This window comes from Parabacteroides sp. Y3-G-102 (genome assembly GCF_023656845.1).
In the GTDB taxonomy this organism is placed as follows: Bacteria; Bacteroidota; Bacteroidia; order Bacteroidales; family Tannerellaceae; genus Parabacteroides; species Parabacteroides distasonis.
The window spans coordinates 13,081-26,928 of sequence record NZ_JAMOKU010000004.1 but is presented as its reverse complement, the minus strand read 5'-3'; the positions used below and the strand labels follow the sequence as shown (position 1 = coordinate 26,928).

General features: G+C 45.1%; 13 protein-coding genes. 6 read left to right on the top strand and 7 right to left on the bottom strand.

Annotated features, from left to right (window positions below):
• Positions 1-97: 97 nt before the first annotated feature.
• Together NBH16_RS02805 and NBH16_RS02800 are read right to left on the bottom strand one after the other, a co-directional pair.
• Complete coding sequence (locus NBH16_RS02805; protein WP_005856726.1) at positions 98-853, bottom strand: NigD1/NigD2 family lipoprotein; 756 nt, start codon at positions 851-853, stop codon at positions 98-100.
• A gap of 126 nt (positions 854-979) precedes the next feature.
• Positions 980-1,813: a DUF5032 domain-containing protein gene (locus NBH16_RS02800; RefSeq protein WP_005856724.1), complete on the bottom strand. Its 834-nt coding sequence runs from the start codon at positions 1,811-1,813 to the stop codon at positions 980-982.
• A gap of 205 nt (positions 1,814-2,018) precedes the next feature.
• Here NBH16_RS02800 and xyl3A point away from each other — a divergent pair, with 205 nt between their 5' ends.
• Positions 2,019-4,625 carry a xylan 1,4-beta-xylosidase gene (gene xyl3A / locus NBH16_RS02795; RefSeq protein WP_250788080.1) on the top strand — a complete coding sequence of 869 codons (2,607 nt, stop codon included), beginning with the start codon at positions 2,019-2,021 and terminating at the stop codon, positions 4,623-4,625.
• A 99-nt stretch (positions 4,626-4,724) separates the two neighbouring features.
• On the opposite strand, the gene lpxZ is transcribed toward xyl3A, so the two are convergent.
• On the bottom strand, positions 4,725-5,963 hold the full coding sequence (gene lpxZ, locus NBH16_RS02790; protein ID WP_250788078.1) for an LpxZ family protein: 1,239 nt from the start codon (positions 5,961-5,963) through the stop codon (positions 4,725-4,727).
• Between the two features lie 123 nt (positions 5,964-6,086).
• On the bottom strand, positions 6,087-6,332 hold the full coding sequence (rbp, locus tag NBH16_RS02785; protein WP_005856718.1) for an RNA-binding regulator: 246 nt from the start codon (positions 6,330-6,332) through the stop codon (positions 6,087-6,089).
• 349 nt (positions 6,333-6,681) lie between these two features.
• Between rbp and NBH16_RS02780 the strand changes: the two genes are divergently transcribed.
• The 5 genes from NBH16_RS02780 to NBH16_RS23545 all read left to right on the top strand — a co-directional run bounded on the left by NBH16_RS02780 (position 6,682) and on the right by NBH16_RS23545 (position 11,210).
• The gene (locus tag NBH16_RS02780; RefSeq protein WP_005856716.1) at positions 6,682-7,380 is read left to right on the top strand and encodes a nucleotidyltransferase family protein; all 699 of its coding nucleotides are present in this window, start codon (positions 6,682-6,684) and stop codon (positions 7,378-7,380) included.
• A gap of 16 nt (positions 7,381-7,396) precedes the next feature.
• Positions 7,397-8,260: an ATP-grasp domain-containing protein gene (locus NBH16_RS02775; protein WP_122115030.1), complete on the top strand. Its 864-nt coding sequence runs from the start codon at positions 7,397-7,399 to the stop codon at positions 8,258-8,260.
• Positions 8,261-8,281: 21 nt separating this feature from the next.
• Entirely contained in the window at positions 8,282-9,187 is a 906-nt protein-coding gene (locus tag NBH16_RS02770; protein ID WP_048927346.1) for a CDP-alcohol phosphatidyltransferase family protein, read from the top strand.
• A 22-nt stretch (positions 9,188-9,209) separates the two neighbouring features.
• Positions 9,210-9,932: an HAD family hydrolase gene (locus NBH16_RS02765; RefSeq protein ID WP_048927347.1), complete on the top strand. Its 723-nt coding sequence runs from the start codon at positions 9,210-9,212 to the stop codon at positions 9,930-9,932.
• Positions 9,933-10,022: 90 nt separating this feature from the next.
• The gene (locus NBH16_RS23545; protein WP_250788077.1) at positions 10,023-11,210 is read left to right on the top strand and encodes a metallophosphoesterase family protein; all 1,188 of its coding nucleotides are present in this window, start codon (positions 10,023-10,025) and stop codon (positions 11,208-11,210) included.
• 78 nt (positions 11,211-11,288) lie between these two features.
• Here the strand turns inward: NBH16_RS23545 and NBH16_RS02755 are convergent, their stop codons facing one another.
• From NBH16_RS02755 to NBH16_RS02745, 3 genes are all read right to left on the bottom strand, one after another.
• Entirely contained in the window at positions 11,289-11,909 is a 621-nt protein-coding gene (locus tag NBH16_RS02755) for an outer membrane beta-barrel protein (protein ID WP_005862115.1), read from the bottom strand.
• 30 nt (positions 11,910-11,939) lie between these two features.
• On the bottom strand, positions 11,940-12,590 hold the full coding sequence (locus tag NBH16_RS02750) for a DUF4136 domain-containing protein (RefSeq protein WP_005862113.1): 651 nt from the start codon (positions 12,588-12,590) through the stop codon (positions 11,940-11,942).
• 108 nt (positions 12,591-12,698) lie between these two features.
• Positions 12,699-13,760 carry an endonuclease/exonuclease/phosphatase family protein gene (locus NBH16_RS02745; RefSeq protein ID WP_250788076.1) on the bottom strand — a complete coding sequence of 354 codons (1,062 nt, stop codon included), beginning with the start codon at positions 13,758-13,760 and terminating at the stop codon, positions 12,699-12,701.
• Positions 13,761-13,848 lie beyond the last annotated feature (88 nt).

Here is a 13,848-nt window from a genome sequence, read left to right as displayed (position 1 = left end):
AAAAAAAGTCCTTCCCTATCACTAGGAAAGAACTTTCAAAAAGCAAGGGAGATTCACTCCCTGCCAAATCCCCATCTATTTAAACGATCAAACCGACCTATTTCAAATTTAAGGCGCTTCTCTCGGCAGCTATGGATGCTTTTGCCGGAGTAGACTTGCGTGAACAATAATTGAATTCCACAGACTTATCGCCATCGAATGACTTCCATTTTAATTTCAACTTAACCGTCTTACCATTCGTATCCGGAAGGCTATCCAATTTAAAAGCGACCAGTCCATCCGCATATGCGCCATATACATCGCCATAAGCATTATGGCGGAACTCTACCTCATAAGGATTCTCCGGGTCCTTGCCTGTCAGTAGGTTTACAAAATGAGCCTTATTGCGGTCTCCCCAGATCGTCCTGAAACGGAGTGTCAGATATCCGTCCTCGGCGATGGTAACCCAATCGTTCACGATCTCCACAGGGTCGGAGCCATAGATCGAATCGTTGCTAGTCACCCCCAAATCCGGAGCGATTGGTTTTGTAAGGATACTGTCGATCCAATTAATATTTACGGCCTTGCTGTAAATTCCGCTAGACTCGTTCGTCTCGTCAAAATTCACCAACGCTCTCACCTCCTTCTGCCCGAAGGGAGAAGAGGTCATATTGACAGGCAACAAGGTCGTGCTATCATCCAATTGAAGAAAATATGAACCATCATCGACCGGCTTAACCGTCACCAACGCATTCGGCAACACTTTACTGTAAGGATAATCATCATCATCGTCCAAGCAAGATTGAAACCCCATAAAACAAGTAGCCGCCATTACACCTACAACTAATTTCCTAAAATTAAAGAATCCGTTCATAATACTTCCTTTCTAAGTTTATCAATTAAACTAATCAACCTTTTAATTCTATAAAATTAGAAATGCGTTTTAGGGCGGAAATGCTGCATATGCGTATGTTAATTAAACCAAACAAGGCATGTCTCCTTACTTCACGGCGAAATTATACTCGAAAGTATACTTATAAGAGCTTGCGGTTCCTCCGTCATTCTCATCGATAGTCATACCCGTTATATAATCTCCCACGGTGGTATAGGTGTATTTGTACTCAGCTTTCACCTCGCTCTGGTTAGGGATCGTATAGGTGTAGGCACGGATCGGAAGATTCCGGTTCTGGATACCATATAACAAGTTCAGAGGAGTTACAGACTCAAAGCCAACCGGCGAGAAAGAACCGATCACTCGCAGAGGGAAGTTCTTAGGAGCCTCCGCCACGCTATACTCGTACCTCATCTCCCGGCTATCCAATGACTGGGCATATAGAACCACGTTGCCGTTCTCCCATGTATATTTCTCGTACTCCGGATAACTTCTCTCCTCGTATCCCGTCCCAAACTCTTTCGGCCAACGGGCATTCCAAGAAGTCAACACCCAATTCGAGCCTGAATAACGATAGGAATATTCATCGCTTACATAGATCTCGTTGCTGGCGTATGGATTCTCTTGAGAGATCTTCTTACTTGTAATTACATTTCCGCTTAATGTATATTCCTCTATAACCTCACCGGAATGAATGCCCGTGACAGAGAATTTACCATCCGAATAAATGAACAATAACTTATCCACTCCCAAATTTATATTTGAGATCTTGCCATCGCTCGTATAATTGATATCAGCGGTAAAAAGCGGGCTTGAAGCTCCATCTTTATAACAAGAAACTTTCGTTAGCTTATTCAATTCCGGAACAACGGGATCGTCATCGTCTCCGCAGGCCGTCAAACTAGCGGCCCCTATTAGTAACAAAAATAGATACTTCTTCATCATTCTTTCGTGTTTTAATCTGTTACGGCAAAAGTAGGGCTTTTAAATGAATAACCACGAAAGTAACCTATTTTAAGTATTCCTGTTTGAAAAAATGCTTCTAAAATCGTAGTTTTGCATCATCAATATCAAAGATAACGATCTATCTTAAAATAGTTTACAATAAGTAATAATGTAAGATAAACAATATCTAAAATTTAATAACATGAAAATGAAACAACTGACAGTAGCGATGATCACCCTCCTACTCACCGCCTCTTGTAGTGAAAAACAACAAGATTACCCTTTCCGGAATCCGGAACTTCCCTTGGAGGAACGTATCGACGACTTACTATCCCGGCTGACACCGGAGGAGAAAATCGGCCAAATGATGAACGTAACCCCCGCCATCGAGCGTTTGGGAATCCCGACTTACGACTGGTGGAACGAGGCTCTTCACGGTGTGGCTCGTGCCGGACGTGCGACCGTATTCCCGCAAGCGATCGCCATGGCGGCTACCTTCGACGATAACGCCGTTCACGAGACCTTCACGATGGTCAGCGACGAGGCCCGTGCCAAATACCACCAATACCAGAAAGACAAGGAGTACGACCGTTACAAAGGTCTTACTTTCTGGACCCCGAATATCAATATCTTCCGTGACCCTCGCTGGGGACGGGGTATGGAAACCTATGGCGAGGACCCTTACTTGACCGAGAAGATGGGTGTAGCCGTAACCCGCGGATTGCAAGGCGATGATCCTAATTATTATAAGACACACGCTTGCGCCAAGCATTACGCCGTACACAGCGGCCCGGAATGGAACCGCCACGAATTCAACGCAGAAGCTACCCCTCGTGACTTGTACGAGACGTATCTTCCAGCTTTCGAGGCATTAGTTAAGGAAGGCGATGTACAAGAGGTAATGTGCGCCTACAACCGTTTCGAGGGTAAACCTTGCTGTAGCAGCGACAAATTATTGATCGATATCTTGCGTAACAGTTGGGGATACGACAATATCATCCTCTCCGACTGCGGAGCTATCGATGATTTCTGGAGGAAAGACAAGAATACGCCTCGTCATGAGACGCACCCGGACGCTGAGAGCGCATCCGCCGACGCCGTATTGAACGGTACCGACCTAGAATGTGGCGGTAGCTACCGTGCGCTAAACAAAGCCTTGGCCGACGGTAAGATCTCGGAGAAAGATCTGGACGTATCCTTACGCCGCCTGCTGAAAGGCCGCTTCGAGCTAGGTATGTTCGATCCGGACGAGCAGGTTCCTTATTCTAAGATACCTTACAGCGTAGTCGAGAGCCCGGAGCATATCGCCAAGGCACTGGATATGGCACGTAAAAGTATCGTTTTGTTGAAGAACAAGAATAATATGCTTCCTCTGGACAAGAATATCAAGAAGATCGCCGTAGTCGGACCGAACGCGGCGGACTCTACCATGCTATGGGCCAACTACAATGGCTTCCCTAGCAAGACCGTTACGATCGTGGAAGGTATCCGCAATAAAGTCCCGAACGCAGAGGTTATCTACGAGCTGGGTTGCAACCATACCGCCGATTTTGTCGTGACAGACCTAGGTAGCCACGTATCTTCCACGGCGGGACAGGGTTTCGCCTCCGAATTCTTCAACAATACCGAGTTCGAGGGTACCCCCGCCTACAAGGGATTAGCGAAAGAGCTTCATTATACCACCGGAGGTAACACCCAATTCGCCCCGAACGTGAACTTGACGAATTTCACGGCTCGCTTTACGGGTGAATTCGAGTCTCCGATAGATGGTCCTGTCGAGTTCAAACTATCCGGAAACGACGCATTCCGCCTGTATATCGATACGGCTAAAGTCGCCGAGGTATGGGAAAACGAATATGGAGCGGAAAAACTCTATACGCTAAACGCTAAGAAAGGTGAGAAATATCCCATAAAGATCGAATACATGCAACGCACGGGTAGCGCTGACCTGAACTTTACGGTAGGCGTACGCACACCCGTAGATTTCCAAGCTACGGCCAGCAAGGTTAAAGACGCTGATGTCATCGTATTCGTAGGTGGTATCTCTCCACGTCTGGAAGGTGAGGAAATGCCGGTAGACGCTGAAGGTTTCCGGAAAGGCGACCGCACGAATATCGAGATCCCAGCCGTACAGAAGGAAATGGTTAAAGCCTTGGTAGCCACCGGAAAGCCTGTGGTATACGTGGTATGTACAGGTAGCGCATTGGCATTGAACTGGGAGAACGATCATGTAAACGCTATCTTGAACGCTTGGTATGGCGGACAAGAAGGTGGGACAGCCGTGGCCGACGTTTTATTCGGAGACTATAACCCGGCCGGACGCTTGCCGATCACGTTCTATAAATCCGTAGACCAGCTTCCGGACTTCCAAGATTACAGCATGAAAGGCCGTACCTATCGTTACATGACGCAGACTCCGCTTTATCCGTTCGGTTATGGCTTGAGCTATACAACATTCGATTATAAGAACGCTAAGTTGTCAAAGGATAAGATCGCTTCCAACGAATCGGTTACCCTCTCCTTCGATATCGCCAATACAGGCAAGATGGATGGTGACGAGGTCGCTCAGATCTACATCAAGAACCCGAACGATCCTGCCGGACCGCTAAAAGCGATGAAAGCATTCAAACGTGTGAACGTGAAGGCTGGCAGCGAACAACCGGTTAGCATCCAATTGGAACCGAAAGCTTTCCAATCCTTCAATGACAATACGCAGACCATGGAGGTTCGCCCGGGTAAATACCAAATCCTATATGGAGGTTCCTCGGACGATAAGACACTGAAAAAGATTGATTTAGTAATTGAATAAAAACACTATTGTATTCACGGCTGAACACAATAGTATTCATAGAAAAACACAGTAGTATTCACAATCGAATACTACTGTGTTTATGTATGAAGGTAATGATCAGAATTTTTTAATCAAGAAAGACGGATTGATACGCATGTAAACCCCTGCCGTAAAACTCGTGGCGCTTCCCATCGGTTGTTTTACTGCATCCGCATCATTCATATCTCCGGAGAGATGATGAAAAACGTCCACATCTACCCCTATCGAGAAACCCTTCGTTAGTTGCCGGGAATATTCCACCCCCAGATAGATCATTTGCGGACGGTCGAACGTAACCCCCTCATCAATCATCGAGGCCGCCCCGAAAAACGGGCTACCAAACATAGAGATGAAATCCTTGCAGGTCCAATACGACGTTTTCACCCGAAAATCATAGATATCGGCGGAAGCACGGGCATACAAGCCATATCCGCTGTCAAAAGGCCATATCTCTCCCGCTTGCTGATAATAACCGGTAGCATCCAGTTCCACGTTCAAGTTCTTGAAAATACGATGTCCGGTATTCCATACACCTCCGACACCGATCGCGCCATTCATCAAGGTTTGCACAGAATTGTTGAAGATCGTGTCGATCTCGCCTCCCCTATGCTGCACCAATCCTTGCACCGGCGTATAGAAATGGAAACGGGAAGCCGGGTCGTTGTACTTTACCCGTGAAGAGATCCCGACGGTAAACGCCTCTTGATGCACATCCTCCCGGAAAATAAAGCTCTGCCAGTTCACCCACACATCCAAGTCGAAAGCCTTCGAGTCATATAACAACTGCAAGCCCGCCTCGGGATCGCAGGTCAAATTCAACTCCGGATTATAAAGAGGCTCTATCAAATTATGGTTGGAAGCGCCGTAAATATTTCCCAGCACGATGTTCACATGATCCGAGAGGGCCATCTGCGCCCGGAAATAGGGCAACACATGTACCCCTTTTTGGTATTGGTCTCCCTTCCAATAAGCGATATCCTGATAAGCCATGCTCGGATATTTATTCGCCCCATGATAGATCAACATATGGACACCCGCCTCCAACTTGATATTCCGCAAGGGATAATAAACCGCTTTGCCTTGTACCCAAAGCCCCGGCAACGAATACCCTTTGGTAAATTTACCCGTATACTCGTTATCCTTGAAGAAGCTAATATTATCCAACTCCACGGACAACTCCCGGGCTTTCTCCGGGTCGATATGATAATCCGTCTTATAGACACGATCCGCGATCTGCGCCTTCAGCGAGGGAGACCAACTCCCCAATCCCATCAAGCAAAGACCCACAATGAGACTCCTAACACCTATATTCTTCATCACTCTTAAAATTTCTCGCGAACATAAACAAAATACACTGAAAAAAGAAAGCGGGGAAACGGAAGTTTTCACCTCGTTTCCCCGCTTTTTCGTCTTATTTTAAAAATTTCTTTCTTCTAAAATTTAACGTCTAGGGATAGCTTCTTTAACAACCATCTGACGACCTTCGTACTCAGCTTGGTTCAACTCCTCGATAGCTTTTTGAGCCTCTGCAGCGTTAGGCATCTCAGCGAAAGCGAAGCCCTTAGAACGTTTTGTGTCACGGTCAACAATGATTTTAACTGAGTCTACAACACCATACTCTTCCAGAATCTGTTGTAAGTCTGATTCTCTTACCCGATAATTCAGGTTTCCAATGTAAATATTCATACGAAAATGATATAAAAAAATAAAAATTAATAATAAAACAAGGATGGTTGGTGAAGTCAATCTCTAAAAGAAAGTATTATCATCGCTGATGAATAAATGCTAAAAGATAAAAGAGCTATACAAACTATCTTTTGTTCATGGCACAAAGGAAAGCATTCTATTTGAATTAGCAACTATAAAACGATAATTATTTTCAAAAAAACATTCAAGCTCTTTATAACGTCTTTGTTGTTCTAGTCAAATAGTCCTAATTTATAGAAATTTTGACCAATTATATCAACGATATAGCCTAAAACTATCTCAGAAATCTCGTAACTTTGCGAAATTATTATTTGAACTAATAAAAGTTATGGATTACGCGATCATTGCCGCCGGCGAAGGCTCCCGCTTGGCGCAAGAAGGTGTTAAGTGGCCAAAGCCTCTGGTTAGACTCAACGGTGTCGCTCTGATAGACCGGTTGATAGACGTTTTTTTGAAAAATAACGCTACCTCTATCAGTATCATCGTAAACGAGGAGATGACCGAGGTACAGGATTACCTGAAGGCCCTGCGACTACCTATACCCTTTTACCTGTTGGTAAAATCCACCCCCAGCTCTATGCACAGCTTCTACGAGCTGAGTCATTATCTGGATGGTGATAAGATTTGTTTAACTACTGTAGACACGATCTTCAAGGAAGAAGAGTTCAGCGGCTATATCCAACAGTTCATCCAAGAGGATAAACTGGACGGATTGATGGCCGTCACTGATTTTATTGACGACGAGAAACCCTTATATGTAGAAACAGACAACGAACTTTACATCCGGAATTTCCTAGATCAGGCAGACGGTGATTGCCGTTACATATCGGGAGGTATCTATTGCTTGAGGCGTCCGGCTCTGGGTGTATTGAACAACGCCATCTCGCAGGGAATGTCGAGAATGCGCAATTATCAACGGCAGCTCATCGCCGAGGGGTTGAGGCTAAAGGCCTATCCTTTCAGCAAGATCATCGACGTGGATCACGCCGATGACATTTTGAAAGCCGAATCATTTTTAAAGTCATAAAGAATACTGTCTAACAATGAGTAAATTAACTTTAGCAGGTATCCGCAGAGGAAATCAATTCTCCCCCAATCATATCGGCAACGACGCGGCGATCTTCGCCTTGACAGCCCAGCATTTACGAAAATTGGGATGCGATGTAAACGAATATATCGAATCGGATCTGCTGCTACAAGACCCGAAGGAAAAGGGTATCTTTAATATGGTAAGAGACTGGAAGTCCATCCATAAGCTGCAAGAACTAGAGGATAAAAATTATTTCGTGGTGAACTCGGGTTACGGGATCGAGAATTGTACCCGTGAGAAAATGACCCGCCTCCTATTATCCAATCATATCTCCCATCCGGAAAGTTTAATCTTACGGACAGATGAGGATCCGACAGAAGCCCTTGAGAAAGCCGGTTTCTTTAATTGCTGGATCAAACGGGGAGATTTCCACGCCATCCACCGGGAAGACGTCACCTACGTGAGAAACCCGGAAGAGGCGAAAAGCATATTGAAGGAATACGCTATCCGTGGTATCCCGTCGGCGGTAATCAATGAGCATCTGGTAGGCGATTTGGTGAAATTTTACGGGGTAGCTGGAACCGATTTCTTTTATTGGTTCTATCCATCGAACATGCATCATAGTAAATTTGGCTTAGAAGTTATCAATGGTACAGCGAAGGGGATCCCCTTCGACGAAGCGCAGCTTCGTCTGCTCTGCCACAAGGCAGCCGAGGTATTGAGCATACATATTTACGGGGGAGATTGCATCGTCTCCGAGGATGGTGTCATGCGAATTATCGATTTCAATGATTGGCCTAGTTTCGCCCCTTGCCGGGAAGAAGCGGCTCCAAACATCGCACGTCGTATCTGGGATCTTATGCGAGAACACATCTAAATCGTTTTAACAAAATCAATCATGAGTGAGACTAAGTCTACTCCCAGTCTGGAGTCAACCTTAAAATCTTTGGACACCGAGGAGTTTATCGATATTCATTTCTATCGTCCTATTGGCTACCAATGGGCTTTGTTCTTTAATAAATTGGGGGTATCGCCCAATAGTATCACGATCGCCAGCATCTTTATCGGCATAGCGGCAGGTATCTGTTTCTATTTCCAGAGCCTCGCTATCAACGTGATCGGCATGTTACTGTTAATCTGGGCAAACTCGTATGATAGCGCAGACGGACAATTGGCCCGTATGACCGGACAGAAAAGTGCCTTGGGACGTATCTTGGACGGTGCCGCCGGCGATTTCTGGTTTATCGCTATCTACGCGGCAATCTGCTTACGCCTCACGCCGGAATGGGGAATATGGATCTGGCTATTGGCGGCTACGACGGGATTCTTCCATAGCAAGCAAGCGGCCATGGCGGATTATTATCGCAATATTCACTTGTTGTTCTTGAAAGGTAAATCGGGTAGCGAGCTCTCCCACTCTCCCCAATTGAAGGAGAATTATAAGAAGATGAGTTGGAAACATGACTTTATCTATAAATTGTTCGAGACCTTCTACATTAATTATACGATAGGTCAAGAAGCATGGACACCTAAATTCCAACACATGATGAACATCATCCGTGAGAAATACAACGGACAAGCGCCGGAATGGTTCCGTAAGGCTTTTCGAACAAAGAGCCTGCCATTAATGAAATATACGAATATGCTATCATTCAATACCCGGGTGATCGCTTTGTTTGTCAGCCTTTTCATCGACATGCCTTGGCTGTATTTCGTATTCGAGCTGACCGTATTAAACTCGATGTTGCTCTATATGATCAAAAAGCATGAGCATATTTGTGAAGATTTCAGCAAACAGTTATAACGTTTTTTTACCCCATTCGATTATGTTCAATTTAGACAAAGTAAAAGGAATCCTCTTTGATTACGGCGGAACGATAGACAGTAACGGCATGCACTGGGCAGAGGTGATCTGGATGGCGTATGAGGCCTTGAAGGTTCCCGTATCCAAAGCGGTTTTCCGTGATGCCTATGTACATGGAGAAAGAACGCTTGGAAAGAATCCGATCGTGAAGCCTCATCATACGTTTCTGGATATGTTGCGCTTGAAAAGCGATTTACAAATCCAATGGCTGAAAGAGAACGGGCATTTATCCGCCGAGGCGATTACCCCGGAGTTACCGGAACAATTAGCGGATTGGTGTTACGAATACGCCCGGAAGGCAATCGATAGCGCCCGCCCCATTCTGGAGCAATTAGCGGAACGTTGCCCATTGGTATTGGTATCGAACTTCTATGGGAACATAGAATCCGTGTTGAAAGATTTCGGTTTGGATCATTTATTCGGCGCTATCGTGGAATCGGCGGTCGTAGGTATCCGTAAGCCGGACCCGGCGATCTTCCGATTAGGAGTGGATAAACTGGGATTTCCCGCCGACGAGATTGTTGTCGTAGGTGATTCCTATGATAAGGATATCGTCCCCGCCACCCGGATCGGATGCCAGACAATCTGGCTAAAAAGTATTGGTTGGAGCGCTTATAAAGGAAATGAGACTGCCGATATCGTATTATCTGACTTCACGGAAATAAAGCAAGTATTCGCTTTATAGAATATACATTTTAGACCAGTATAAGCTCAGAAATGACCTTTTTTGGTACTGATAGCATCCTAACTTTGCATATAAAAAAGTTAGGATGCTATGCTTTTAAAGAAATACATATGCCTTTCTGCCGCTACGCTCCTCACGGCTTGCGACTTAATCGATTATCATCCGTATGACGGCCGTCTGGATTCCGATACTTCCCGGGAGATCAACCCGACCAATATCGAGCGTATCGAGAAAGTCTGTGAAGGGAAGGACACGATCCGTTTTATTTTTATGGGCGATACCCAGCGAAGTTATAACGAGACGGAAGATTTCGTCAAGTACGTTAATCAATTAGATAGCATCGATTTCATTATCCATGGAGGAGATTATACGGAGTTCGGCTTAAAGAAGGAATTCGAGTGGAACGATGATATCTTGTCCAAACTAAAAGTGCCTTACGTAGGGTTGATCGGTAATCACGACGTGATCGGTAATGGCGACCAAGTATTTCGTAAAATCTTTGGGAATGAGAACTTCTCGTTTGTCGTGAGCGACGTGAAATTCGTATGCCTCAATACGAACGCTATCGAGTATGATTATTCCCATCCGGTACCCGATTTTAATTTCCTAAAGAATGAGATAGCGGATAGTACCCGTAATAAACGCACGATCGTAGTCATGCACGCCCCTCCCGGGAACGAACAGTTCGACAATATTCCCCTTACACTCCATGCGCAAGAGGATAAATACACGAAACGAGTGCAACGGTACGAGAACGCATGGCAACGGGTCATCCCCCGCTATACGAAAGTACAATTCGCAGGTTCCATGGCGATGCTCTCCGTGGGTACCGGTTGGAATTATTACCGGAATCATTGGGAAACGGATATGTTGCTGGGTATCGTCCCCCGCAACGCGAATGATCACGCGAACGTGACTTTCACCTTGAAACAAAACTATTTTCCTTGGAATATCGATCTGGGAGAAAAAGTATCTTTCGAGCCTCTTTGTTGCGGTATCTACGTAAATTTCCTATTTGACCGGGATTTCTGGGCCAAGCAACCGAATAAGTATCCCCCGGGATATTATTGGTTCTCCACCCGCATCCGTAACCATATCTTTATCGGGGAGCGGATCACGCTCAAACTGAATCCAAATAGTAGCTGGCATAAATCCATCAGCTTCTTCTATGAGTTGAGCACCTGCGATTTGTATATAATAAACGCTATCGGTAACAGCTACTTGAAGCCAAAAGATTATTTAAGCCTTTCATTCGGGGTGAAACTACAGATCCTATAAAAGCAAGAAACGGAAGACATTCACTGCCCTCCGTTTCCCTAAACTACATAAAACACTTAAAAGAACAAACGTTGTCTATCAGAACGCTAGACCTAAGCGGATACCCCAGTTATTCAAACCATCGATATGATAGCTGAGGACATCCCCCTTGTTGGTAGCGTAGTTATAATAAGCGGCCATATGTACGCCGATCTGTTTCTGAGGTGTGAAGTACACGGTCATACCGATCTCGGGAGCTACATAGAATCCCCAGTTACGATCGTAAACCTTCAACACGTTCATGTAGGTAGACATCTCACTATAGCTAGCACCTAACTGAGCGCCAACATACGGCTGGAATTGTCCTTCCGGAGCGAAGTTATAACGGAAAGCCGCGCCAAAAGGCAACTGGAAGATAGAATGCTGTTGATCGGAAGTGATTACGGATGTTGAGTTTACCGGAATCGTCTGGCGGTCCACATACTCATTATTTGTATGATAAGAGATGAACGCACCTATAGCGAAATTAGGAATCACATAGTAACCACCCTCAGCGTGAGCACCCCAACCGCTAGTCTTCTTTGAGAAGTCTTGACCGAACGGAGAGTTGATCTGCCAGTCTACATTAAAATACGCGTTTTTCAAAACCTGGGCGCCAGCCAGAGCAGGCATCGCCATACAAACGATGAGTAAAGCGATTAATTTATTTATCTTTTTCATAGAACCTCAAACTTTTAATCATTCGAATTATTATTTCTTTACGTACGGAGATTGTACAAATGCTTGCTCGATAGCACGAACAGCTAGCTGAGTGTCGAATTTATCAGAACCAGACAACAAGCCACTCATGTAAGCGGTCCAAAGAACCGGAAGTTTAGCATCTGCCTTAGAAGCGGCAGGAGCATCCAAATCCACTAACTCAGTCAACAAGGAACCTACACTATAGCTATACACTACAGGATACGGGTAATACCAATTTCCCCAACCCGGTCCCCAGTAACCCGGACTCCAATATCCCGGATAGTTCCACCACCAGTACGGGTAGTTGTAACCATCGTTGTAGTCAGCGAAATATTGAGTACTTTGTACGTAAGAAACTTGCAGACCTAAGTCGGCGTTATCTTTGTCTAGCGTGCGTTTGAAACCGCGGCTTTCCATATTATTCACCAACGTAGTGATAATATCGTCTGCTTCATTGGCTGTCCAGAACTGAGGTTTCTCGCTTGTGCCGATAACCAATACACTATCCGGAATGTAGAACGTAGTGAACGATTCGAATTTCGCGTCCTTATCATGATTCGTGAACACCAGAAAATCATTGTCCAATTTCGACATGTCCGGGTCCTTTTGGCAAGAAGCCAGCAGAAGAACTAACAGAAAAAAAGGAAAAATCTTTTTCATCTCATTTTAACGTTTAAAACAGTTTATACTATTATTTGTGCTTATATATAAGTCACTATTAAAACAGCATGAGTTGAAAAAGGTTCTAAAACTATCCTTTTGGGTGTGTTAATTAACATATCCTAACCATACGACGGGCTTATGGTCACTGTAGTCTAAATTAGGAGAATCATAAGTTACACCCTTAAAATCAGGAGAATAAATTATGTAATCAATTCGAAATATACGCTTTAATTGACGAAAGGTGTACCCGAAACCGGAGCCACAGTCACGGAACCCATCCGTTAAATCACCTTTCACGGTACGGTACGTATAAGAGGCCGGTGTATCATTAAAATCACCGCAAAGAATCACGGGCCCCTCCCCGGCATCCAACATCTGACGGATATAATCCGCCTGAGTAGCCCGTTTCACGAAATTCTTCTTCATCTGAAAAGCCATATGGAAGGCGGCCTCGGTTTCCTCCAATTGTTTACCCTCTGCATGGGCTTGGTAAAGACGAGGCTTTACGGCATTCACGCTAGTCGTTTGGAAATGGTTATTAAATACACGAACACTATCCCCTTGGATATCCATGACGGCAAACAAGGATTTATTGCTAGACTCCGGGTATAGGATAGACTCAAAACGAAGGATCGGATATTTACTGAAAATAGCGTTGCCCGCCGCTTTCGTAGCCGAACGGGTAGAGCAATAATATGGTAGGAACGATAAGGTCTTGGCGACAGAATCCATCCGCAGGGCCGATTCAACAGGGCATTCTTGGAGGCAAACGATATCCGGGTCCTCCTTTCTCAGCCAATCCGCTATATTAGGAAGCTGTTTCTTTCCGTCCGTATTGAAATTATTCACGTTATAGGTAATCACCTTAACCGCTTCTTTCCCTATCGGAATCTCTTTAGGGAAGACCCGTATCTGGAACATCGATATCAAAAACTCCCAGTTCAACAATAACGCCACCAAAGGTACCCAGCACCAATGACTCCTAAAGACACACCACATCAAGAAAAGACATAGATTGACCGCCAATACCGGTAATAACACCAATCCGGGAAACGAGATCCACTCCTTCCCTTCCGGATTAATACGTCCGGTAGCGAATCCGGCTATGGCCGCCACGGCAAAAGCGATCGTAATCAACACAAATAAAATATATATCAACTTCTTCATCCTTCCTATCCTGCGATTTAAACAAAAAAGGGACTATCCCGAAAAGACAGTCCCCCAATTCATACACTATAACCTGTCCGCTTCCGGC